The sequence below is a fragment of the Aeromonas sobria genome (assembly GCF_000820145.1).
Taxonomy (GTDB): Bacteria; Pseudomonadota; Gammaproteobacteria; order Enterobacterales; family Aeromonadaceae; genus Aeromonas; species Aeromonas sobria.
Genome location: NZ_CDBW01000044.1, coordinates 129,882 through 152,803, shown reverse-complemented (window position 1 = coordinate 152,803; position 22,922 = coordinate 129,882). Strand labels below are relative to the sequence as shown.

At 58.7% G+C, this 22,922-nt stretch carries 14 protein-coding genes and 2 pseudogenes; 12 read left to right on the top strand and 4 right to left on the bottom strand.

The features are described 5' to 3' along the window. The 6 genes from sdhA (at position 1) to sucD (ending at position 8,903) form a co-directional block, all read left to right on the top strand. Positions 1 to 1,767, top strand: coding sequence for a succinate dehydrogenase flavoprotein subunit (sdhA, locus tag BN1135_RS19130; protein WP_042023903.1), 1,767 nt, complete (start codon positions 1 to 3; stop codon positions 1,765 to 1,767). Positions 1,768 to 1,897: 130 nt separating this feature from the next. Further along, positions 1,898 to 2,614, top strand: coding sequence for a succinate dehydrogenase iron-sulfur subunit (locus BN1135_RS19125; protein WP_042023901.1), 717 nt, complete (start codon positions 1,898 to 1,900; stop codon positions 2,612 to 2,614). A 104-nt stretch (positions 2,615 to 2,718) separates the two neighbouring features. Further along, entirely contained in the window at positions 2,719 to 5,526 is a 2,808-nt protein-coding gene (sucA, locus tag BN1135_RS19120) for a 2-oxoglutarate dehydrogenase E1 component (protein ID WP_042023894.1), read from the top strand. 34 nt (positions 5,527 to 5,560) lie between these two features. Then, complete coding sequence (gene odhB, locus BN1135_RS19115; RefSeq protein ID WP_042023892.1) at positions 5,561 to 6,748, top strand: 2-oxoglutarate dehydrogenase complex dihydrolipoyllysine-residue succinyltransferase; 1,188 nt, start codon at positions 5,561 to 5,563, stop codon at positions 6,746 to 6,748. 116 nt (positions 6,749 to 6,864) lie between these two features. Then, positions 6,865 to 8,031: an ADP-forming succinate--CoA ligase subunit beta gene (gene sucC / locus BN1135_RS19110; protein WP_042023890.1), complete on the top strand. Its 1,167-nt coding sequence runs from the start codon at positions 6,865 to 6,867 to the stop codon at positions 8,029 to 8,031. Then, positions 8,031 to 8,903, top strand: a complete 873-nt coding sequence (gene sucD / locus BN1135_RS19105) for a succinate--CoA ligase subunit alpha (RefSeq protein WP_042023888.1) — start codon at positions 8,031 to 8,033, stop codon at positions 8,901 to 8,903. Before sucC ends, sucD begins: the two co-directional genes overlap by 1 nt. 97 nt (positions 8,904 to 9,000) lie before the next feature. Here the strand turns inward: sucD and BN1135_RS19100 are convergent, their stop codons facing one another. Beyond that, positions 9,001 to 9,804 carry a hypothetical protein gene (locus tag BN1135_RS19100; protein ID WP_139244987.1) on the bottom strand — a complete coding sequence of 268 codons (804 nt, stop codon included), beginning with the start codon at positions 9,802 to 9,804 and terminating at the stop codon, positions 9,001 to 9,003. A gap of 459 nt (positions 9,805 to 10,263) precedes the next feature. Then, positions 10,264 to 12,204 (bottom strand): amidohydrolase, encoded by a 1,941-nt coding sequence (locus BN1135_RS19095; RefSeq protein WP_042023884.1) that lies wholly within the window; start codon positions 12,202 to 12,204, stop codon positions 10,264 to 10,266. A gap of 191 nt (positions 12,205 to 12,395) precedes the next feature. Between BN1135_RS19095 and BN1135_RS19090 the strand changes: the two genes are divergently transcribed. From BN1135_RS19090 to BN1135_RS19085, 3 genes and pseudogenes are all read left to right on the top strand, one after another. Continuing rightward, positions 12,396 to 13,109 carry a TetR/AcrR family transcriptional regulator gene (locus BN1135_RS19090; RefSeq protein ID WP_175479077.1) on the top strand — a complete coding sequence of 238 codons (714 nt, stop codon included), beginning with the start codon at positions 12,396 to 12,398 and terminating at the stop codon, positions 13,107 to 13,109. 105 nt (positions 13,110 to 13,214) lie between these two features. Next, positions 13,215 to 13,317, top strand: a pseudogene (locus BN1135_RS22690) (sigma 54-interacting transcriptional regulator); the annotation flags it as partial. A gap of 31 nt (positions 13,318 to 13,348) precedes the next feature. Then, a pseudogene (locus BN1135_RS19085) lies at positions 13,349 to 13,576 on the top strand (formate dehydrogenase accessory sulfurtransferase FdhD); the annotation flags it as partial. Positions 13,577 to 13,699: 123 nt separating this feature from the next. Here BN1135_RS19085 and asd read toward each other — a convergent pair. Then, positions 13,700 to 14,812 (bottom strand): aspartate-semialdehyde dehydrogenase, encoded by a 1,113-nt coding sequence (asd, locus tag BN1135_RS19080; protein WP_042023879.1) that lies wholly within the window; start codon positions 14,810 to 14,812, stop codon positions 13,700 to 13,702. 361 nt (positions 14,813 to 15,173) lie between these two features. Then, positions 15,174 to 16,475 (bottom strand): D-amino acid dehydrogenase, encoded by a 1,302-nt coding sequence (locus BN1135_RS19075; protein WP_342344175.1) that lies wholly within the window; start codon positions 16,473 to 16,475, stop codon positions 15,174 to 15,176. 430 nt (positions 16,476 to 16,905) lie between these two features. Between BN1135_RS19075 and BN1135_RS19070 the strand changes: the two genes are divergently transcribed. The 3 genes from BN1135_RS19070 (at position 16,906) to hrpA (ending at position 22,892) form a co-directional block, all read left to right on the top strand. Continuing rightward, positions 16,906 to 18,198: an HD-GYP domain-containing protein gene (locus BN1135_RS19070; protein ID WP_082186849.1), complete on the top strand. Its 1,293-nt coding sequence runs from the start codon at positions 16,906 to 16,908 to the stop codon at positions 18,196 to 18,198. Between the two features lie 116 nt (positions 18,199 to 18,314). Continuing rightward, positions 18,315 to 18,737, top strand: coding sequence for a CBS domain-containing protein (locus tag BN1135_RS19065; RefSeq protein WP_042023873.1), 423 nt, complete (start codon positions 18,315 to 18,317; stop codon positions 18,735 to 18,737). A 243-nt stretch (positions 18,738 to 18,980) separates the two neighbouring features. Next, positions 18,981 to 22,892 (top strand): ATP-dependent RNA helicase HrpA, encoded by a 3,912-nt coding sequence (hrpA, locus tag BN1135_RS19060; protein WP_042023870.1) that lies wholly within the window; start codon positions 18,981 to 18,983, stop codon positions 22,890 to 22,892. The last annotated feature ends 30 nt before the right edge of the window (positions 22,893 to 22,922 follow it).

Genomic DNA, 22,922 nt, shown 5'->3' with positions numbered 1-22,922 from the left:
GTGACTATTCCAACTCGTGAATTTGATGCTGTGGTGATTGGTGCCGGTGGTGCCGGTATGCGCGCCGCGCTCTCGATTGCCCAGTCCGGCAAGAGCTGCGCGCTGTTGTCCAAGGTCTTTCCAACCCGTTCCCACACGGTTTCCGCTCAGGGCGGGATCACGGTTGCGCTGGGCAATGCCCACGACGACAACTGGCAGTGGCACATGTATGACACAGTCAAAGGCTCCGACTATATCGGTGACCAGGAGGCCATCGAGTACATGTGCAAGACCGGCCCCGAGGCCATCTACGAGCTGGAGAACATGGGCCTGCCCTTCTCCCGCTTTGAAAACGGTTCTGTCTACCAGCGTCCGTTTGGTGGCCAGTCCAAGAATTTCGGTGGCGAGCAGGCTGCTCGTACCGCGGCGGCCGCTGACCGTACCGGTCACGCCCTGCTGCACACCCTCTATCAGCAGAACGTCAAGAGCAAGACCACTGTCTTCTCCGAGTGGTATGCGCTGGATCTGGTGAAGAACCAGGACGGTCACATCGTTGGCTGTACCGCCATCGATATGGAGAGCGGTGAAGTGGTCTACTTCAAGGCCAAGGCCACCGTGCTGGCCACCGGCGGCGCCGGTCGTATCTACCAGTCCACCACCAATGCCCACATCAACACTGGTGACGGTGTCGGCATGGCGTTGCGCGCCGGGGTAGGGGTGCAGGACATGGAGTTCTGGCAGTTCCACCCGACCGGCATCGCCGGGGCAGGGGTACTGGTGACCGAAGGGTGCCGTGGTGAAGGCGGTTATCTGCTTAACAAAGATGGCGAGCGCTTCATGGAGCGTTACGCCCCCAACGCCAAGGATCTGGCCGGTCGCGACGTGGTGGCCCGCTCCATCATGATCGAGATCCGCGAAGGCCGTGGTTGCGACGGCCCCTGGGGCCCGCACATCAAGCTCAAGCTGGATCACCTCGGCAAAGAGGTGCTGGAATCCCGTCTGCCGGGCATCTGCGAGCTTTCGCGCACTTTCGCCCACGTGGATCCGGTCAAAGAGCCTATTCCGATCATCCCGACCTGCCACTACATGATGGGCGGCGTGCCGACCAACGTGAATGGCCAGTGTCTGGCGCAAGACAAAGATGGCAATGACGTACCTGTAGTCGGCCTGTTTGCGGTGGGCGAAATTGCCTGCGTTTCGGTGCACGGCGCCAACCGTCTGGGTGGCAACTCGCTGCTGGATCTGGTGGTGTTTGGTCGTGCCGCTGGCATGTATCTGGTCAACACCCTGGGCGAGATGGAGCACGGCCGCGAAGCGTCAGAGTCCGACATCGATGCCGCCATGGCCCGCTTCAACCGCTGGGAAAATTGCCGTGACGGCGAAGACCCGGTGCAGATCCGCAAGGACCTGCAGACCTGCATGCAGAATAACTTCTCGGTGTTCCGTGAAGGTGATGCCATGGCAGAAGGGTTGGCCGAGCTGAAACTCATTCGCGAGCGCCTCAAGCGTGCCCGGCTGGATGACACCTCCAAGGAGTTCAACACCCAGCGCATCGAGTGCCTGGAGCTGGACAACCTGATGGAGACGGCGTTTGCCACTGCGGTGGCGGCCAACTTCCGTACCGAGAGTCGCGGTGCGCATAGCCGCTTTGACTTCCCGGATCGGGACGACGAGAGCTGGTTGTGCCACAGCCTCTATCATCCGGACTCCGAGTCCATGACCCGTCGCGCGGTCAACATGTCTCCGAAAACCCGTGAAGCGTTCCCACCCAAGGTGCGGACTTACTGATTACGGAGACAAGCACAATGAAGGTCACATTCTCGGTATGTCGCGACATCTGCCGGTCTGTGAACAGAGGGGAGGAACACCCCTCCCTCTTATCCAACGTGCGGTATTACTGATTGCGGAGCCAAGCCCTATGAACGTCACATTCTCTGTCTACAGATACAATCCGGATGTTGATAACGTCCCCCATATGAAGGAATATCGTCTTGATATTCCTGAAGGTTCCGACATGATGGTGCTCGATGCACTGATCCAGTTGAAAGAGCTGGACCCCACCCTTTCCTTTCGCCGCTCTTGCCGCGAAGGGGTCTGTGGATCTGACGGTCTCAACATGAATGGCAAGAACGGTCTTGCTTGTATCACCCCGCTCTCTGATCTGCTGAAGAAGGGCAATAACGTGGTGCTGCGTCCCTTGCCCGGGCTGCCGGTAATCCGCGATCTGGTGATCGACATGACCCAGTTCTACACCCAGTGGGAGAAGGTCAAACCCTTCCTCATCAACGATGACAAGTTGCCGCCGGTGCGTGAGCACCTGCAATCCCCCGAAGAGCGCGCCAAGCTTGACGGCCTGTACGAGTGCATTCTCTGTGCCTGCTGCTCCACTTCGTGCCCCTCCTTCTGGTGGAACCCTGACAAGTTCATCGGTCCGGCCGGGCTGCTCGCAGCCTACCGCTGGCTGGCAGACAGCCGCGACACCGCGACCACCGAGCGATTGGGTAATCTGGACGACGCCTTTAGCGTGTTCCGCTGCCACGGCATCATGAACTGCGTGAACGTCTGTCCGAAAGGCTTGAACCCGACCAAGGCGATTGGCCAGATCAAGTCGATGTTGCTCAATCGGGCCGTTTAGTTTTTGGGCTAGCCCAACGTCTGGAGAGCCATCCCACCCGTGGCAGGATGGCTTTTTGAACCCTACAAGCTGCGCAGCAGTAACAAGATGTACAAGGGATAGAAATGCATAACGGCGTGATGAAGGCCTGGTTGGAGTCATCTCACCTGGCTGGTGCGAATGCTAGCTATATCGAGGATCTTTACGAATCCTTTCTGGAAAATCCTGACTCCGTGTCCGACGAGTGGCGCAGCCTGTTTAGCGAGCTGCCCCAGGTCAATGGCCACGTGGTTGAACAACCTCACTCCCAGGTCCGCGATTATTTCCGTCGTCTGGCCAAGGATCCTTCCCGTTACAGCGCCCCTGTTACTGATCCCCAAGTGGATGCCAAGCAGGTACGGGTGCTGCAGCTGATCAATGCCTTCCGTTTTCGTGGTCACCAGAATGCCAATCTGGACCCGCTGGGCCTGTGGCAGCGTGAAACCGTTGCCGAACTGGATCCCGCATTCCACAACCTGCAGGGCGCAGACATGGAGGCCACCTTCAATGTGGGCTCCTATGCCATCGGTCGCGAGACCATGGTACTTGGTGATCTGTACGCCTCCCTGAAAAAGACCTACTGCAGCAGCATAGGTGCCGATTATATGCACCTCACCTCCACCGAGGAGAAGCGCTGGCTGCAACAGCGTCTCGAATCCATTGAAGGGAAGGGGAGCTACACCCTCGAAGAGAAGACCCGTTTCCTCGAGAGCCTGACCGCCGCCGAAGGGTTGGAGAAATACCTGGGCGCCAAGTTCCCGGGGGCCAAGCGCTTCTCGCTGGAAGGGGGCGATGCCATGATCCCCATGCTCAAGGAGCTGATCCGTCGCGCCGGTGAGCAGGGCTGCAAAGAGGCTGTCATCGGCATGGCCCACCGCGGCCGCCTCAACGTGCTGATCAACGTGCTTGGCAAACGCGCACAAGACCTGTTCGACGAGTTCGCCGGCAAGCATGGGGAATCCTGGGGCACTGGTGATGTGAAGTACCACATGGGCTTCTCCTCCGACTTCGCGACCCCGGGTGGCAACGTGCATTTGGCGCTTGCGTTCAACCCGTCCCACCTCGAGATCGTCAACCCTGTTGTCATCGGTTCGGTGCGTGCGCGGATGGATCGCCATGGTGACAAGGATGGCTCCAGCGTGTTGCCCATCACCATTCACGGTGACTCGGCCATGTCCGGTCAGGGGGTGGTGGCCGAGACCTTCAACATGTCCCAGACCCGTGCTTATGGCGTGGGCGGGACGGTGCGCATTGTCATCAACAACCAGGTCGGTTTCACCACCTCTTACCATCGTGATCTGCGCTCCACCGAATATTGCACCGACATCGCCAAGGCGGTACAGGCGCCAGTGCTGCATGTTAACGGCGATGATCCGGAAGCCGTGGTGCTGGTGACCCAGATTGCACTGGATTACCGCAATACCTTCAAGCGCGACGTGGTGATCGAGCTGGTCTGCTACCGTCGTCATGGTCACAACGAAGCGGACGAGCCGAGTGCGACCCAGCCGCTGATGTACCAGCAGATCAAACAGCACCCGACCCCGCGCAAGATCTACGCCGATCAGCTGGTGGCCGAGGGCGCTGTCAGTCAGGAGCTGGCCACTACCCTGGTCAACGACTATCGCGACACCCTGGATCGCGGTGAGCGGGTGAGCAAAGAGTGGCGGCCGATGGAGTTGCACTCCGTCGACTGGACCCCTTATCTGGGTCACGACTGGGCGATGCACTATGACAGCACCTTGCCGCTGGATTACCTCAAATCCCTCGGCGATCGGGTGAGCCAGTATCCGGCGACCCATGTGCTGCAGCGTCAGGTTGAGAAAATTTACGAAGACCGTCGTCTGATGGCGGCGGGTGAGAAGTTGCTGGATTGGGGCTTTGCCGAGACCTTGGCCTACGCCACTCTGGTGGACAAGGGCTCCCGCATCCGCTTCACCGGTGAAGACTCCGGCCGAGGCACCTTCTTCCACCGCCACGCCGTGGTCCACAATCAGACCGATGCCAGCACCTACACCCCGCTGTGCAACCTGCACGACGAGCAGGGGCCGTTCGAGATTTACGACTCGGTGCTGACCGAGAACGCGGTACTGGCCTTTGAATATGGCTACGCCAGCGCCGAGCCGGCTGGCCTCACTATCTGGGAAGCCCAGTTCGGTGACTTCGCCAACTGTGCCCAGGTGGTAGTGGATCAGTTCCTCTCCTCCGGTGAGCAGAAGTGGGGCCGGATGTGTGGCCTGACCATGCTGCTGCCGCACGGTTACGAGGGCCAGGGCCCGGAGCACTCCTCCGCCCGTCTCGAGCGTTTCTTGCAGATGTGTGCCCAACACAACATGCAGGTGTGCGTGCCCTCTACCCCGGCGCAGGTATTCCACATGCTGCGTCGTCAGGTGATCCGTCCGATGCGCCGTCCGCTGATCGTGATGACGCCCAAATCCCTGCTGCGCCACCCACTGGCGGTGAGCAAGCTCGAAGAGCTGGCGGAAGGCACCTTCCAGAATGCTATCGGCGAAATTGATGCGCTGGATCCGAAAGCGGTCAAACGCGTGGTGTTCTGCTCCGGCAAGGTCTACTACGACCTGCTCGATGCCCGTCGCAAGGCCGAGCAGCAGGATGTGGCACTGGTGCGAATTGAGCAGCTCTACCCCTTCCCGGAAGAGGAAGTGCGCGCCATTCTGGCCCACTACAGCCATGTCACCGACTTTGTCTGGTGTCAGGAAGAGCCACAGAATCAGGGCGCCTGGTACTGCACCCGTCACCACTACGATGGGGTGCTGCCGGTCGGTGCCACCCTGCGTTATGCCGGTCGCCCCGCGTCAGCCTCGCCGGCCGTTGGTTATATGTCTGTCCACACCAAGCAGCAAAAAGCCTTGGTGGAAGATGCCCTTACCCTGTAAAGCCTCTGGCATAGAAGTAAAAGGAACTGATTAGATGACTATCGAGATCAAGGTACCGGACCTGCCGGAATCAGTGGCCGATGCCACTATCGCCACCTGGCACAAAAAGCCCGGTGATCTGGTCGCCCGTGACGAAGTGCTGGTCGACATCGAAACTGACAAAGTAGTGCTGGAAGTGCCGGCACCGCAAGCCGGTGTGCTGGGGGAGATCCTGCAAGGGGAAGGGGCGACCGTGTTGTCCCGTCAGCTGATTGCCATCCTCAACGCGGCCCCGGTGGCCGGTGAAGAGACTAAAGAGAAACCGGCAGAAGCGGTGGCCGATGACGGCGCCGATGGCTTGAGCCCCTCGGTGCGCCGCCTGATTGGCGAGCATGACATCGATGTGAGCAAGGTAACTGGCACCGGCAAAGGCGGTCGCATCAGCAAGGAAGATGTGGAGGCCTACATCAAGGCCAAGAGCCAGCCAGCTGCTGCCGCGCCCGTCGCTGTTGCCCCTGCGGCCAAAGTGGCGCCGCTGGGTGGTCGCAGTGACAAGCGGGTGCCGATGACCCGTTTGCGCAAGCGCATTGCCGAGCGTCTGCTGGAAGCGAAAAACACCACCGCCATGCTGACCACCTTCAACGAGGTCAACATGAAGCCCATCATGGATCTGCGCAAGCAGTACGGCGAGATCTTCGAGAAGAAGCACGGCATCAAGCTCGGCTTCATGTCCTTCTACGTGAAAGCGGTGGTGGAGTCCCTCAAGCGCTATCCGGAAGTGAATGCCGCACTGGATGGCGATGAAGTGGTTTACCACAACTACTTCGATGTCAGCATCGCCGTCTCGACCCCGCGCGGGTTGGTGACCCCGGTGCTGCGCGACTGCGACAACATGAGCCTGTCGGACATCGAGAAGGCCATCAAGGATCTGGCGGGCAAAGGCCGTGACGGCAAGCTGACCGTGGATGAACTGACCGGTGGCAACTTCACCATCACCAACGGTGGCGTATTTGGCTCCCTGATGTCCACCCCGATCATCAACCCGCCCCAGAGCGCCATTCTGGGGATGCACAAGATCCAGGATCGCCCGATGGCGGTCAACGGCAAGGTCGAGATCCTGCCGATGATGTACCTGGCGCTTTCCTATGATCACCGTCTCATCGACGGACGCGAATCGGTCGGCTTCCTGGTCTCCGTCAAGGAGCTGCTGGAAGATCCAACCCGTCTGTTGCTGGACGTCTGAGCACTGTAATACCCGAGTGAGCGAAAGATAACGAGGGGCCGCCCAGGCCCCCATTCATAGGGGATTGAGAAACACCAACCCCGGACGGAAATACCTACAACACGGATAGAGCATCTATGAATCTGCATGAATATCAGGCAAAAAAGCTGTTTGCCGAGTATGGCCTGCCGGTCTCCGAAGGTTATGCCTGTGCTACCCCACAAGAAGCGGCCGAAGCGGCTGACAAGATTGGCGGCAATATCTGGGTCGTCAAATGCCAGGTGCACGCTGGTGGTCGCGGTAAAGCGGGCGGCGTGAAAGTGGCCAAGAGCAAGGATGAGATCCGTGCCTTCGCCCAGAACTGGCTTGGCAAAAATCTGGTGACCTACCAGACAGATGCAGGCGGCCAGCCGGTCACCAAGATCCTGGTTGAATCTTGCACCGACATCGCCAAAGAGCTCTACCTGGGTGCCGTGGTTGACCGTGGTTCGCGCCGCGTGGTCTTCATGGCTTCTACCGAAGGTGGCGTGGATATCGAGAAGATTGCCCACGAAACCCCCCATTTGATCCACAAGGCGGCCATCGATCCGCTGGTGGGTCCGCAGGCCTATCAGGCCCGCGAACTGGCCTTCAAACTGGGTCTGGTCGGCGATCAGATCAAGCAGTTCACCAAGATCTTCTTAGGCTTGGGCAAGATGTTCCTCGACTGCGACTTCGCACTGCTGGAGATCAACCCGCTGGTGATCACCAAGCAGGGCAACCTGCACTGCCTGGATGGCAAGATCAACATCGACGCCAACGCCCTCTATCGTCAGCCCAAGCTGCGCGAGATGCACGACCCGTCACAGGATGACCCCCGCGAAGCGCACGCCGCTCAGTGGGAACTCAACTATGTGGCCCTCGATGGCAACATCGGCTGCATGGTCAACGGCGCGGGTCTGGCCATGGGCACCATGGACATCGTCAACCTGCACGGCGGCAAGCCCGCCAACTTCCTTGACGTTGGCGGTGGCGCCACCAAGGAGCGGGTGACCGAGGCGTTCAAGATCATCCTCTCCGACAGCAACGTCAAAGCGGTGCTGGTCAACATCTTCGGCGGCATCGTGCGCTGCGACATGATCGCAGAAGGCATTATCGGTGCGGTCAAGGAAGTGGGGGTCAAGGTGCCCGTGGTTGTGCGTCTGGAAGGCAACAATGCCGAGCTGGGTGGTATCAAGCTGGCCGAGAGCGGCCTCAACATCATTGCGGCCAAGAGTCTGACCGATGCCGCGCAGCAAGTCGTCAAAGCAGCGGAGGCCAACTGATGAGCGTACTGATTAACAAGGAAACCCGAGTCATCTGCCAGGGCTTTACCGGCGGTCAGGGTACTTTCCACTCCGAGCAGGCGCTCTCCTACGGCACCCAGCTGGTGGGCGGCGTCTCCCCGGGCAAGGGCGGCACCACCCATCTGGGCCTGCCGGTGTTCAACACCGTCCGTGACGCGGTCGACGCGACCGGCGCCACAGCCTCCGTCATCTATGTCCCGGCGCCGTTCTGCAAGGACGCGATCCTGGAAGCGATCGATGCGGGCATCAAGCTCATCGTCACCATCACCGAAGGCATCCCGACTCTGGATATGCTGGATGTGAAAGTGAAGCTGCAAGAGACCGGCGTGCGGATGATCGGCCCCAACTGCCCAGGCGTTATCACCCCGGGTGAGTGCAAGATCGGCATCATGCCGGGCCACATTCACAAGCCGGGCAAAGTGGGCATTGTCTCCCGCTCCGGCACCCTGACCTACGAAGCGGTCAAGCAGACCACTGACGAGGGCTTTGGCCAGTCCACCTGCGTTGGTATCGGTGGTGACCCCATCCCGGGCTCCAACTTTATCGACATTCTGGAGATGTTCCAGAACGACCCGCAGACCGAAGCGATCGTGATGATCGGCGAGATCGGCGGCAACGCCGAGGAAGACGCGGCTGCCTATATCAAGGCCCACGTCACCAAGCCGGTGGTCTCTTATATCGCCGGTGTCACTGCGCCTCCCGGCAAGCGGATGGGCCACGCTGGTGCCATCATCTCCGGTGGTAAGGGGACTGCCGCCGAGAAGTTTGCCGCGCTGGAAGATGCTGGCGTGAAAACCGTCCGCTCCCTTGCCGATATCGGCAAGGCCCTGCGCGAAGTAACCGGCTGGTAATTCTTTTTAGCCCGTTATCTCTAATAAAAATGCCGCCCGATGGGCGGCTTTTTTTGGAGCATTTTTAGTAAGCGTTATAATATATTTTTAGTCGAAACTACAGTCTCTTAAGTTCACTAATAGACTTGTTTTTATCGCCTAAATCTTGAGCTAGCTTTTGTATTTTTGCTGCTTTTTCTAAGCCAGAAGCGTCAAGCGTTTCTCCATTCATGATTGACTCTAACTCTAGAAGTATTTTATCCTGCAACTCATCTAATAAATAACCCAAAGCATCAGAACCAAACTCATCAATAAATTCTTTCTGGTGGGGTAATGCAACGTGCACGATTGTTTTTATTTTCTCTACATCTAATAAATTATCACTTAGCCCAGACTCAAAAAGTTTGGCTTGTACAACATAATGCCAAACAATTGCGCTGTAAGCTGAATAGTATGCCCATGCCAATTTACTGATAAATGGTCTGGCAGGAAGAGGGTTGATTGATACCAGCTCCTGCATGTCAATGTGCATGGAGATATATTTGAAAAATTGTTGTAGCTTCTTATCATGAGTAATAACATTAGATATTTCACTTGTCTTCAATCTTTGCATCATCGTAGATATTGGCTTTCCTAAATCTAGTTTACAAGTCGCAGCCCATAGTAATTCAATTGCATCTACCTGCTTGTTGAAAAGAATGTTCTGTCTTTGTTGCAATCCACTAAAACCGACCTGACGTAACGATTCTATTTCCCTGTCCTTTCTTGATAAGTCGGATTTTAATAGCTCTAGTTTTGTATCATATTCATGTTTAACAGCATTTGTTAAGCGCGTCAAAATAAGATTTCTAGATAAAAACAGTATAATCGCTAACGATGAAGTAGAAAATATTGCAGGTAGCCAATACATAAGTTTTTCCATATGAAATTTATTTCGTGACCCTATGAGCTAACTCGAATAGAGAGATGTATTAAATCCGTAGGTTCGAATAGCGAAGCGTATTCGGAGGTTCGGGAAATGTATTATGCCACAAGCGTCTTCAGCCACCAGTGACAAACAGCCCAATATTGTTACGCTGCCGCAACCAAGTTGGTTGATGCTGTTTCGCTGGTGAATCAATCCTGCCGCTGCTTGGGGCAGCCAGCTGGCCATGCTGGTTGCCAATGCCCCGTCGATTTGGTGCAAAGGGGCACGCCGAACGTGGGTTAAACCCGCTCATTATCCCTTGCGTAACTTTCCTCGCTATCAGTTCTGGCTATCACTCCCCGAAGTAAAAATGCCGACCCGGAGGTCGGCATGTTGCTTTTAGAGGCGCAGGTCTGGCTGCATGTGTTCAGAGTACCGCTGACGAGATACTCACACTCGCCATTTCGCCTGAGTCTATTGGCTAAAGACCGTCTGCCCGCGAAAGACGGTGCGGGTGACCTGGGTGTCGGCGATCTGCTCCGGCTTGCCGCTGGCGACCAGCTGGTAGAGATCCCGATCCAGCACGATAAAGTCGGCCGATTTGCCCGCTTCGATGGAGCCGCTGACGGCCTGCTGGCGCACCGCGCGGGCGCCGTTGATGGTGTAGGCATCCAGCATCTGGTCGAGGGTGATGCGCTGGTTCGCCCGAAAATCATCGCCGCTCTGGGGCGCATGGTTGACACCGGCGGCCATATTGACGAAGGGGCGTGGATCGCGGCTGTCGACCGGCGCATCGCTGCCGGCCACCAGAATGGCTCCCGCCTTGCGTGAGCTGGCCACCGGATAGAGGGCCTGCTTGAGATACCCCTTGGGATCGTACATCGCCTCATGAAGGTGCTGTCCCTTGCGGGTCGGCTGGATAAAGGGGGTGACCAGCATGTCATATTCGGGCTGGGGGTTGGTCCAGGCGTAGGTGAAGGTAAGGTAGAGGCCAAGCTGGCCGAGCCGCTGCTGATCGTCCGGATGCACTACCTGCAGATGGGCGAGGGTGTGGGGAATGCCGTGATCACCGTTGCTGGCGCGGGCCGCTTCCAGTGCATCGAGGGCCATGCGGGTAGTGCGATCGCCGATGCTGTGCATATGGATGCTAAAGCCCCCCTTGTCGAGTTCCCCTACGTAGCGGGTGAGATCGGCGGCGCGGTAGTTGACCAGCCCATTACTGCCGGCATCCTCGCTGTTGGCGGTGATGGTGACCTGCTCGCTTGCCTGATCCATGGCGAGGTGGGGCGTCTGGTAGTTGGCCAGCATGCCGGCGTTGGGCAGGAAGGGGGGCGTGCTGAAGGGATCCCCCTCCAATACACCGTCGAGGAAGATCTTGACCGCATCGGCCTTGATCAGCGGATCGCCGGCGAACTGGTCGCGCACCCGGTTGGCCTTGGCCAGATGGCCGCCGATATCGAGCTTGCCGCTGTAGTCATCCTCGTGAAAACAGGTGGTGGCGGTGACCCGCATATTGAGCAGCCCCTTATCTTCCATCTCCCGCAGGCGATCGCGGATAGAGTCGGTGGCACAGGCATCCTGAATGCTGGTAATGCCGCGTGAGGCCATCAGGGTCGAAACGGCGGGCAGGATTTGGCGATACTGGCTTGCCGCCTGCTCGTCATGGGCGCTGAGCAGGCCGTTGTCGGGGGAGGGGATGGCGCTGCGGGCCCCCTCGCGAATGACGCCGCTATCGAGATCCACATAGGGTTTGAAGGTGGCAAAGAGGCCACCCGGCGCCAGGGTGGCGTCGGTGAAGCCGACCTGTTTGCCGCTCTGGTTGGTCGCCTGTGCCAGTGCCCGCGAGTTGTAGGCACTGGCGTGGCCATCGACCCCGGCCAGCACCACCGGATTGTCGGGGGCGGCGGCATCGAGGGCCGCCAGTACGGTTTTATAAGCGGCGGTGGGGGTGTTGCCCTCGTAGGGGGACCACTGATTGATCACCAGCCAGTCGCCAGCCTTGGGGGCGTAGCGGGGCAGGCAGCGCTTCACCTTGGCCGCCAGCTCGCCGAGATCGACCGGCTTGCCGTCGAGATCGCACATATCGAGCGCCACCGTGCCCAGCAGGTGGATATGGTTGTCGTGCAGCCCCGGCAGCACCATCTTCCCTTGCAGATCCACCATCTGGGTGTCGGGGGTGCTGAGCGCCTCGGCCCCCTGCCGGTTGCCGACATAGAGGAACTGGCCACCGCTCACCACCATGGCCTCTGCCACCTGCCGTTGGCCATCTTGGGTGTGGATCTTGCCGTTGAGATAAAGAGTGCGAGCGGCGGTGGGCGGCTGCCCCTGTTGGCAACCCGCCAGCGTGACCGCCAGCAGCGGGGCGAGTAGTAAACATGTGCGGGAACGGGCGTGGTATGGTGCCTTGCAATCCATGCGGTGATCTCCTTGAGAGTCGTATTTAGTGCAGTGTTTACTGCACATTGCGCGATCTCTTTATGGTTGCTTGGTCAAAAAATGCCAGCAATTGCTGCAAATATTTAACGTTTTGTTTACCATGTCACATCAATCGGTGGCGAGTGAGGTGCAGATCACGCTTGCCGATGCATTCACAACAGGGAGGCGTGATGTCAGAGGAGTCAGTGACCGAGGGGCCTTTACCCCGGGGGGTTGCCATGCGCCGCCAACCCAAGCAGCAGCGCAGTCAGGCGGTGGCCAGCCGCATCGAGGAGGCGACCCTGAGCCTGTTGCAGGAGCAGGGCTTTGCGGCCCTCAACACCAATGCCATCGCTGATCGGGCGGGGGTGGGGATCAAGTCGCTCTACCATCTCTATCCCAACAAGGAGGCGATCATCGGCCGCCTCGCCATGGGGTGGCTGGCGGCGGTCTGCGAGGCGCAGGCGGCTATCCGGCTGCAGGCGACCAGCTGGCCGCAGGCGCTGGTGCTGCTCGACGAGGCACTGGAGGAGTTGGAGCGCCGCTTTGTCGGCTATGGCGCCCTCTGGCATGCGATGGATTTGATCCCCGAGCTGCATGCGCTGGAGCAGCAGCACGAGTGGGGCCAGATTGACTTCTGGTCATCCCTGCTGCGCGACTTTGGCTGCCGCTGGCCCGAGCCGGAGCTCACGAGTCTGGTGCGCTACTTCTATCGCACCGCCGATGTCACCAAGCAGTGCACCCGGAGCGATGGGGATCTCGGCCAGCAGATGTGGCTGCTGCACCGCCACTGGAGCGAGCAGCTGATCGCTGCCGCCATTGTCGAGCCCGACCCCGAACGGGTGTGGCAGGCAAGGCCAGCCCTGCTGCTGGGCACAGCGGTGCAGGCCAAGGTGGCGCCATAACAGGAACCGCAAGGTGTGCGGGCAGGCGCTCTTTGCCCTGATCGGCTGGCATCTATCTGGCAAGATATCTCTGCGAGGTGGGAAATCTGGGACACCCATCTTTTTGACAGCAACCCCATCGCGGTGGATGTGCGGCTGGTTGGTTGCCACCAACTGTGATTTGCTCTCCATGGTCAAGAACAAGTGCTTTAGAAGCGACCTCTACTACTAAAAGATCGCTGTCCACATTCTTCCGCTATCTGTGCCGTAGCGGTCGGCCGGATGGCGCCATTCTGGTGACCAGCCGCGCCAGCTTCGAGATGGTGCAAAAGTGCGCCAGCGCCAGGGTCGAGATCCTGCTTGCCATCTCGGCCGCCACTGAACTGGCGGTCGAGCGGGCCGAGCAGACCGGGCTGACGTTGGTGGGCTTTTACCGCCCCGGGCGGGCCGAGATCTACAGCGGTTGTCAGCGCATTTTGCTTAAGTGACGGCTAGAGAGAGGGCAAGGCCACGGGCCTACTCCACGGGCAAAGAGGGCAGGCAAAATGAAATAAAGAAAAAGGGCGGGGAGTGTGACTCCCCGCCCTTGTTGTTTCTGCTTCTGTAGCGGATTAACGGGCCAGCAGGATACGCAGCATGCGGCGCAGCGGTTCGGCGGCGCCCCACAGCAGCTGGTCACCCACGGTAAAGGCGGCCAGATACTCCGGGCCCATATTGAGCTTGCGCAGACGACCGACCGGAATGCTGAGGGTGCCGGTGACGGCCGCCGGGGTCAGCTCGCGGGCGGTGATGTCGCGATCGTTTGGGATCACTTTCACCCAGTCGTTGTGGGCAGCCAGCAGCGCTTCGATCTCCGCCAGCGGCACATCCTTTTTCAGCTTGATGGTGAACGCCTGGCTGTGGCAGCGCAGGGCGCCGATCCGCACACAGAGACCATCCACCGGAATGACGGCGTTCTCGATACCCAAAATCTTGTTGGTCTCGGCCTGACCCTTCCACTCTTCACGGCTCTGGCCGTTGTCGAGCTTGGTGTCGATCCAGGGGATGAGGCCACCGGCCAGCGGTACGCCGAAGTTGTCTACCGGCAGGGTGCCGGAGCGGGTCTTCTCGGTGATCTTGCGCTCGATGTCGAGGATGGCGGAGGCAGGGTCGGCCAGCTCGACCGCCACTTCATCGCGCAGCATCCCCATCTGGGTCACCAGCTCGCGCATATGGCGGGCACCACCACCGGAGGCGGCCTGATAGGTGGCCACGCTCACCCACTCCACCAGATCGGCCTTGAACAGGCCGCCTAGGGCCAGCAGCATCAGGCTGACGGTGCAGTTGCCGCCAACGAAGGTCTTGATGCCGTCGTTCAGGGCCTGCTCAATCACGTCGCCGTTGACCGGATCCAGAATGATGACGGCGTCTTTCGCCATCCGCAGGGAGGAGGCGGCGTCAATCCAGTAACCCTGCCAGCCAGCGGCTTTCAGGCGCGGATAGACATCCTTGGTGTAGTCGCCGCCTTGGGCGGTGATGATGATATCCTGCTTGGCCAGTGCCTCGATATCGAAGGCGTCCTGCAGGGTACCGGCATCGACGCCGAAGTTGGGTGCGGCCTCACCGGCCTGGGAGGTGGTGAAGAATGTGGGTTGAATATGGGCGAAATCCTGCTCTTCCTGCATCCGGCTCATCAGAACCGATCCCACCATGCCACGCCAACCGACCAAACCTACTTTTTTCATATTGTCCTACCCTGGATTGCTGCTAAAGAAACTCGCGATGACACCCGTAACCCCTTGTCTGGCGACGCCTGTTTACAAGCGGTTTACAGGCCATTTAAAAAATATGCGCTGCGAAAAATGCGTCTATCCACATTACGGATTGTGACGGCTTGCGCAAGTCGAATTGCACAATATTCTGTGCCGTTTGCTGCATTAACCGGCAGGGACAGCGTAGCTGCGACAGGCGGGTGGGGGAGAGGTCAACATCAGACGAAAAGGCCACCGGTTATGGCGGTGGCCTGTCAATAAAGCGGTTGAGAACGTCCTCTGCTGTTGTCTGAGGGCGTAGTTGGCAAGTGAAACAGCCCGACAGCTTAGGCGCTTAGCCGTAGCGGGCCAGGGTCAACCCCTCATCGCTAATGGCGGGCTCGCTGCCGCTGATAAGATCGCACAACAGCTGACCCGAACCGGCTGCCATGGTCCAGCCCAATGTGCCGTGGCCGGTATTGAGCCAGAGCCCGGGAATGGGGCTCGGCCCCACCAGCGGGGTGCCGTCCGGCGTCATGGGGCGCAGGCCGGTCCAGAACTCGGCCTGACTGATATCGCCCCCCTCGGGGAAGAGATCCCCCACCACCATCGCCAGGGTGTCATGGCGCCTTGGGTTGAGAGCGAGGTTGTAACCCGACAGCTCCGCCATGCCGCCGACCCGGATCCGCTCATCGAAACGGGTGATGGCCACCTTGTAGGTTTCATCGAGAACTGTGCTGCGCGGGGCTGCGTCTGCGTTGATCATCGGCAGGGTGAGGGAGTAGCCCTTGACCGGATAGACCGGCAACTCCAACCCGAGCGGGCGCAGCAGCGGCCGCAAAAAGCCGGTGGCATAGCTGCCGAGCGCACAGACGATGGCATCGGCGCGATAGCGCTGCTCGCCCGCCCGCACCGCCACGGCGCGGCCGCGGGCCTGCTCAATCTCGTCGATGTCACAGTTGAAGACAAACTTGACCCCGAGCTTCTCGGCTTCAAGGGCAAGGGCCTTGGTGAAGCGGAAGCAGTCGCCGGTCTCGTCGCCGGGCAGGCGCAGGCCGCCGACGATTTTGCCGCGTACCCGTGCCAGCGCCGGCTCTGCCGCTTCGCAGCCGCTGGCATCCAGCGACTGGTAGGGGACGCCATACTCCTCCAGCACCTCGATATCGCGCTGGCTGGCATCAAGCTGGGATTGGCTTCTAAACAGCTGCAAGGTGCCGAGCTGGCGCCCTTCGTAATCGATGCTCAGCTCGTCGCGCAGCAGCTTCATGCAGTCACGGCTGTATTCGGCGAGGCGCACCATGCGGCCCTTGTTGGTGGCATAGGCGGTCGGGGTGCAGTTGGCGAGCATTCTGAGCATCCAGCGCAGCTGGAAGGGGTCGGTGGTGGGACGCACGGTGAAGGGGGCATGTTTTTGCAGCATCCATTTGGCGGCCTTGAGGGGGATGCCGGGGGCCGCCCAGGGGGCCGCATAGCCGGGGGATATCTGCCCGGCGTTGGCATGGCTGGTTTCAAGGGCAACGCCCCCCTGCCGCTCCAGCAGGGTGACTTGATGCCCCGCCTTGGCCAGATACCAGGCACTGGTTACTCCGATCACGCCGCCACCGAGTATGACAATCTTCATACCGTCTTTCCTTGACTGATGTTCTGATGTGGCCACCACCTTAATCAGCCGCCACAGGATATTCAACCGCTCTGCGAAGGATTGGGATCTTCATCTGCCGCTATCGAACTGGCTGGTGTTTGTGGCGCTAAAAGAGCGATGCCCCAGTTACATGTTGTGTGTGGCCTAAGCTGGCCAAGGGACCTGTGGTATGTCATTCGTTGGGTTGTGGGGAAATCGCTGCCAGCAGGATGGGGAGGCAAGTCTGGCAACGGCAGGATAGCGAAGCAAGGTATTGGCAGACAGGTGTATTTTGATGGTGGTCCCCAAGTTGATTGCAGACTGGCCTTCCAACACGTTGTTGTGAAAGAACCAGCTTTATCGGGGCTATGAGGTAAAAGCGGCTTTTGTTGACTAACTTAATATTTAAGAGGGTGTAAATCGACTCATTCTATTCAGCATAACGTAGAAAATAGCACCGCATGGGATGTGGATCATGAACAATGAGCATGCAGGGACGAGCACAATTTCGTTGCAGGTAGATCTTCGGCAGGTGGTGTATGCCCTGTCGGCGTCACTCGATTTGGTGGGGATCGGTGATGTGGCTCATGGTAAGCGGGTCGGGATCATGGCGGCAGAATGTAGCCGGAACTTGGGAATGGATGATGTTGAACGCTGCTTGTTGTTCGAGTTAGGGGTGCTGCACGACATCGGTGTCTCCTCGACTATTACTCATTATCACCTTGTTAGCGAGTTCGATTGGGAGTCGTCCCAGCGCCACTGTGAGGTGGGATATCAACTACTCAAGGACTTTCGACCGCTGGCACCTCTGGCTCTGCCCATCCGTTATCATCACACTCACTGGCATCAGCTGTGCAAGCTGCGTGAAGTCGACGCCAAGGTCGCTCTTCAGGCGAACCTTATCTTTCTGGTGGATCGCTGTGATGCGCTGGCAGCACCCTATTATGGTGATGGCACACTGTTGCTGCATACCAGTGACATTCGTGCAAAATTGCAGTCATGTAGCGGCGAGTTTTTTGCCCCTGAGCTGGTGGATGCCTTTTTGGACACCTCCCGTGCGGAAGCGTTCTGGCTGCAACTGGAAGCGAGAGCCATCAATGATTACATGTTGGAAATGTTGCGGGAGCGGGAACCTTGCTTGACCTCCAATGGAGAACTGAAGGCGCTGGCGCGGATCTTTTCCGGCATTGTTGATGCCAAGAGCCCCTTTACCATGGCTCACTCCCTGGGGGTTGCTCGTGTGTCACGTTTGCTAGCCGAAGATATGGGGGTCAGTACGACTCATTGCGACATGCTCGAAATCGCGGGGTTATTGCACGATCTGGGCAAGCTCAGGGTGCCGGACGAAATTTTGGATAAACCCGGCCGTCTGACGGGGGCCGAGCGTGCCGTTATCAATACCCACAGCTTCGAAACTTACCAGATCTTGCGCCATATCGAGGGATTTGAAGAGATCGCCTGTTGGGCTGCCTATCACCACGAAGAGCCTGATGGAGAGGGCTACCCATTCCATCTGCCCGCCTCTGCTATGGCATTAGAGGCGCGCATTTTACGGGTAGCGGATATTTTTCAGGCGATGGTGCAGGATCGGCCTTATCGGCGCGGTCTGCCCACCGGTGAGGTGCTTGCCTTTATGATGCAACTGGGAGGTCAGGGGCGAGTCGATCCTGCAGTGGTTGCGGTCCTCGCTGATAATCTGCCAAGCATGATGCAGGCGGCCATTCCGGTTGCCAAAGCGGTTGATTTATATGACCACTAACGTGCAGGTGGCGCACACCTGACCGCGAGCCAGCTATGCTTGCAATAAGCTGTGCATAGCGCTTGCCGGAATAAGCGCATGAGGCCAGCGTTATTGACCACAATAGGGGAGTCGATATGGAATCGCTAAAAGCCCAAGATTATATGCAAAGCAGGCCCATTACCTTCACTGCCGACATGATGGTGCAGTCTGCGGTCGAAAAATTTTTGAACAGTCATCAATTGGGCGGCCCGGTGGTGGATGAGAAGGGGCATTTGATCGGCTGGATCTCGGAGCAGGATTGTATTGCTGTGATGCTCAAGGAGGCCTATCACTGCGAGCAAATAGCGCAGGTCAAGGATGTGATGCGCAACGAGGTGCTGACGGTCGGACCAGATACCAGCATTCTGGCACTGGCAGAGATGATGATGGGGCAAAAGCCGAAGATCTATCCGGTGGTGCAGGATGGGCGGCTGCTCGGGGTGATCAACCGTCACAACGTGATGCAGGCCATTCACGCCCAGCTTACCAGTTGTTTTGTCCACCATTCCCACGGCTGATCCCCAAATATTCTCTTCCCCAAAGCAGGCTTCGGTCTGCTTTGGCTATGTAGGGGCATCAATCAGCGATGATGTATGCCATCACGCAAAATGTTCCAATTCGTGCGCTGATCATCAGTGGCACATCCCGGCCGCTTGGCTTGCATGATGTTAGGGCTTGCACCTGTGTCACTCGCTCTTTAGGATCTGCCGCAGCTTATCGATATGGCCCCTTGTCGGGCTCCCATTTAAGGAATTCGTACCTTGTCTCTCTCTATCGAGGCGCTGCGCCGCCGCCTTTCCGCCTGCATGAACCTCGACGCCCGTCGTCTCTCCAGCCGTCTGCACGGGGTCAAGAAACTGCCGGAGGCTAAGCAGACTGCTGTGCTTGAGACCATTGCCGCTGATCTGGATGCCGCGCAAGCGCGCTATCAGTCGCGTCTGGCCGGCGTGCCCAAGGTCACCTATCCAGCCAACCTGCCGGTCAGCCAGAAGCAGGGGGAGATCGCCAAAGCGATCAGTGAACATCAGGTGGTGATCATCGCCGGGGAAACCGGTTCGGGCAAAACCACCCAGATCCCCAAGATTTGTCTGGCCCTCGGGCGCGGGGTGAAGGGCTTTATCGGTCACACCCAGCCGCGACGTCTGGCGGCCCGAACCGTTGCTGCGCGTATTGCCGAGGAGATGGAGTCCGAGCTGGGTCAATATGTGGGTTACAAGGTGCGCTTTACCGATCAGGTGAGCGAGCAGACCCACATCAAGCTGATGACAGACGGTATTTTGCTGGCAGAGATCCAGAATGACCGGATGCTCACCCAGTACGACACCATCATCATCGATGAAGCCCACGAGCGCAGCCTCAACATCGACTTCATTCTGGGTTACCTCAAGCAACTGCTGCCACGGCGCCCGGACCTCAAGGTGATCATCACCTCGGCCACTATTGATCCGCAGCGTTTCTCTCGCCATTTCAACAAGGCGCCGGTGATCGAGGTCTCCGGCAGGACTTATCCCGTTGATGTGCGTTATCGCCCCCTTGCCAGTGATAAAAGTGAAGGGCTGGAGGAGCGCGACGAGCTGCAGGGGATCTTCGACGCGGTAGAAGAACTGGCCCGTGAAGGGCTGGGGGACATCCTGATCTTCATGAACGGCGAGCGGGAGATCCGTGATACCGCCGATGCCTTGCGCAAGCTCAATCTGCGCGATACCGAGGTGTTGCCGCTCTACGCCCGTCTCTCCAACGCCGAGCAGAACAAGGTGTTCCAGCAGCATGCAGGGCGGCGTATCGTGCTCGCCACCAACGTGGCAGAGACCTCACTCACAGTGCCGGGCATCCGCTATGTCATCGATCCGGGTACTGCCCGGATCAGCCGTTACTCCTGGCGTACCAAGGTGCAGCGTCTGCCTATCGAGGCGGTCTCTCAGGCGAGTGCCAACCAGCGTAAAGGGCGTTGTGGCCGGGTGGCGGACGGTATCTGTATCCGGCTTTACTCGGAGGAGGATTTCAACGGCCGTCCGGCCTTTACCGATCCCGAGATCTTGCGCACCAACCTGGCGTCGGTCATCTTGCAGATGCTGGCGCTGGGGCTTGGCAATATGGAAGCCTTCCCCTTCGTTGAGCCACCCGAGTCGCGTCACATCAAAGATGGCCTGACGCTGCTCAAAGAGCTGGGGGCGGTGCGTGAACTGCCGGCCCGTGAATCACAAGGGCAGGAGCTGGAAGCCAAACTGCAACTGACCGATACCGGTCGTCAGCTGTCGCGCATTCCCCTGGATCCCCGTCTGGCGAAGATGGTGATCACCGCAGCGCAAACCGGTTGTTTGAGTGAGGTGATGGTGATCACCGCCGGTCTCAGTATCCAGGATCCTCGCGAGCGGCCGATGGAGAAAAAGCAGGCCGCCGACGAGCAGCACCGACGCTTTGAAGACAAAGACTCGGATTTTCTCGCCTTCGTCAATCTGTGGAACTACCTCAAAGAGCAGCAGGATCTGCTGGGCAGCAACCCGTTCCGCCGGATGTGTCAGAAGGAGTTTCTCTCCTCCCTGCGGGTACGCGAATGGCAGGATATCCACTTCCAGTTGCGCCAGACGGTAAAAGAGCTCGGTTTTAAAGCCAACCATGAACCGGCAGACTTCAAGACGGTGCACTGTGCGCTGTTGACCGGGTTGCTCAGCCATATTGGCAACAAGGATCTGGAAAAACCGGAGTTTCTTGGTGCGCGCAACGGTCGTTTTCACCTCTTCCCGGCGTCGGGTCTGTTCAAGAAGCCGCCCAAGTGGGTGATGGCCGCCGAGTTGGTGGAGACCTCACGGCTCTACGCCCGGGTCAACGCTAAGATCGAACCCGAATGGGTGGAGCCGCTGGCAGCGCATCTGATTAAATTGCACCACAGTGACCCCCATTGGTCGAAGAAAAATGGTGCCGTGATGGCCAAGGAGAAGGTGACCCTCTACGGTCTGACCCTGGTCAATGAGCGGACCATCAACTTCAGCACCCTGGATCCGGCCCTGTGCCGTGAGCTGTTTATCCGCCGCGCGCTGGTGGAGGGGGATTTCGAGACCCGTCATCGCTTCTTTGGCGAAAACCGCAAATTGTTGGCCGAGGTGGAAGCGCTGGAGCACAAATCCCGTCGCCGCGACATTCTGGTGGATGATGAGGACCTGTTCCGCTTCTATGATGCTCGCCTGCCCGAGGAGGTGATATCAAGCCGCCACTTCGACAAATGGTGGAAGGAGGCCCACAAGCAGGATCCCGAACTGCTCAACTTCGAGCGGGAGATGTTGATGAAGGGCGATGCGGCCCACATCAGTGATCTTGATTATCCCAACTTCTGGCAGCAGGGGCGGCTCAAGCTCAAGTTGAGCTATCAGTTTGAACCGGGGGAGGCGGCCGATGGCGTCACCCTGCATATTCCGTTGCCGCTACTGAATCAGGTAGACGTGCAGGGGTTCGAGTGGCTTATTCCGGGCTTGCGTCATGAGCTGTTGGTCGCGCTGATCAAGTCGATGCCAAAGCCGATGCGCAAAAACTTCGTACCGGCGCCCAACTATGCCGATGCGCTGCTGGCCAGCCTTAATCCCGAGCAGGGGCCGCTGTTGGACGAGATGGAGCGCCAGCTGCGGCGGATGACAGGTGTCACAGTGCCTCGCGAGTCATGGGACTGGAATGCGGTGCCCGATCACCTGAAGCTCACCTTCCGGGTAGTGGATGACAAGCACAAGCAGGTGGCGGAAGGGAAAGATCTGGACGCGCTGAAAGAATCCTTGCGTGGCAAGGTGCAGGAGACCTTGTCGCAAGTGGCGGATGATGACATCGAGCAATCCGGCCTGACCCTCTGGAGCTTTGGCGAGTTGCCGCAGGAGTACAGCCAGAAGCGGGGCGGTTTCGAAGTGAAGGCTTATCCGGCGCTGGTGGATGAGAAAGACTCGGTCTCCATTCAGCTGGTGGAGAGTCCGGTGGCCCAGCAGCAACTGATGTGGGCGGGTCAGCGCCGGCTGGTGCTGCTCAACGTGCCTTCTCCCATCAAGTACCTGCAAGAGAAGCTGCCCAACAAGGCCAAGCTGGGGCTCTACTTCAATCCGTTTGGCAAGGTGGCCGAGCTGATCGATGACTGTATTGCCTGCGGTTGCGACAAGCTCATCGAGCGCCATGGCGGCCTGGCATGGGATGAGGCCGGTTTTGAGGGGCTCAAAGAGTTTGTCCGGGCCGAGCTCAACGATGCGGTGGTGGAAGTGGCCAAGCAGGTGGAAGCCGTGCTGACCCTCTCCCATGAGATCAAGAAGCGGCTCAAGGGCAAGATGCAGCTCGATACCGCGTTCGCCATGTCAGATATTCAGCTCCAGCTCGACAAACTGATCCATAAAGGCTTTGTGACCGAGACCGGCTGGCAGCGGCTGCCGGACTTGTTGCGTTACTTGCGTGCCATTGAGCGGCGCATGGAGAAGTTGGCTATCGACCCCAACCGGGATCGGGTCTACATGCTCAAGGTGCAGAGCGTGGAAAGCGATTACAAGGGGCTGTTGGCCAAGATCCCCAAATCCCAGCTGGTACCGACCGAGGTGGCTAATATCCGCTGGATGATCGAGGAGCTGCGGGTGTCATTTTTTGCCCAGAATCTGGGGACCCCCTATCCGGTTTCAGATAAACGGGTGCTTAACGCCATTGCGCAGTGCTAAGCTGCTATCTGTCTGTTTTAACAGCGTGAT

Excerpts from the sequence above, each read along its gene's own strand:
- sucC (WP_042023890.1), top strand. The coding sequence starts at position 6,865 with ATGAATCTGCATGAATATCAGGCAAAAAAGCTGTTTGCCGAGTATGGC.
- BN1135_RS19070 (WP_082186849.1), top strand. The coding sequence starts at position 16,906 with ATGTGGATCATGAACAATGAGCATGCAGGGACGAGCACAATTTCGTTG.
- BN1135_RS19090 (WP_175479077.1), top strand. The coding sequence starts at position 12,396 with ATGTCAGAGGAGTCAGTGACCGAGGGGCCTTTACCCCGGGGGGTTGCC.
- sucA (WP_042023894.1), top strand. The coding sequence starts at position 2,719 with ATGCATAACGGCGTGATGAAGGCCTGGTTGGAGTCATCTCACCTGGCT.
- BN1135_RS19095 (WP_042023884.1), bottom strand. The coding sequence starts at position 12,204 with ATGGATTGCAAGGCACCATACCACGCCCGTTCCCGCACATGTTTACTA.
- BN1135_RS19065 (WP_042023873.1), top strand. The coding sequence starts at position 18,315 with ATGGAATCGCTAAAAGCCCAAGATTATATGCAAAGCAGGCCCATTACC.
- sucD (WP_042023888.1), top strand. The coding sequence starts at position 8,031 with ATGAGCGTACTGATTAACAAGGAAACCCGAGTCATCTGCCAGGGCTTT.
- odhB (WP_042023892.1), top strand. The coding sequence starts at position 5,561 with ATGACTATCGAGATCAAGGTACCGGACCTGCCGGAATCAGTGGCCGAT.
- asd (WP_042023879.1), bottom strand. The coding sequence starts at position 14,812 with ATGAAAAAAGTAGGTTTGGTCGGTTGGCGTGGCATGGTGGGATCGGTT.
- BN1135_RS19125 (WP_042023901.1), top strand. The coding sequence starts at position 1,898 with ATGAACGTCACATTCTCTGTCTACAGATACAATCCGGATGTTGATAAC.
- BN1135_RS19100 (WP_139244987.1), bottom strand. The coding sequence starts at position 9,804 with ATGGAAAAACTTATGTATTGGCTACCTGCAATATTTTCTACTTCATCG.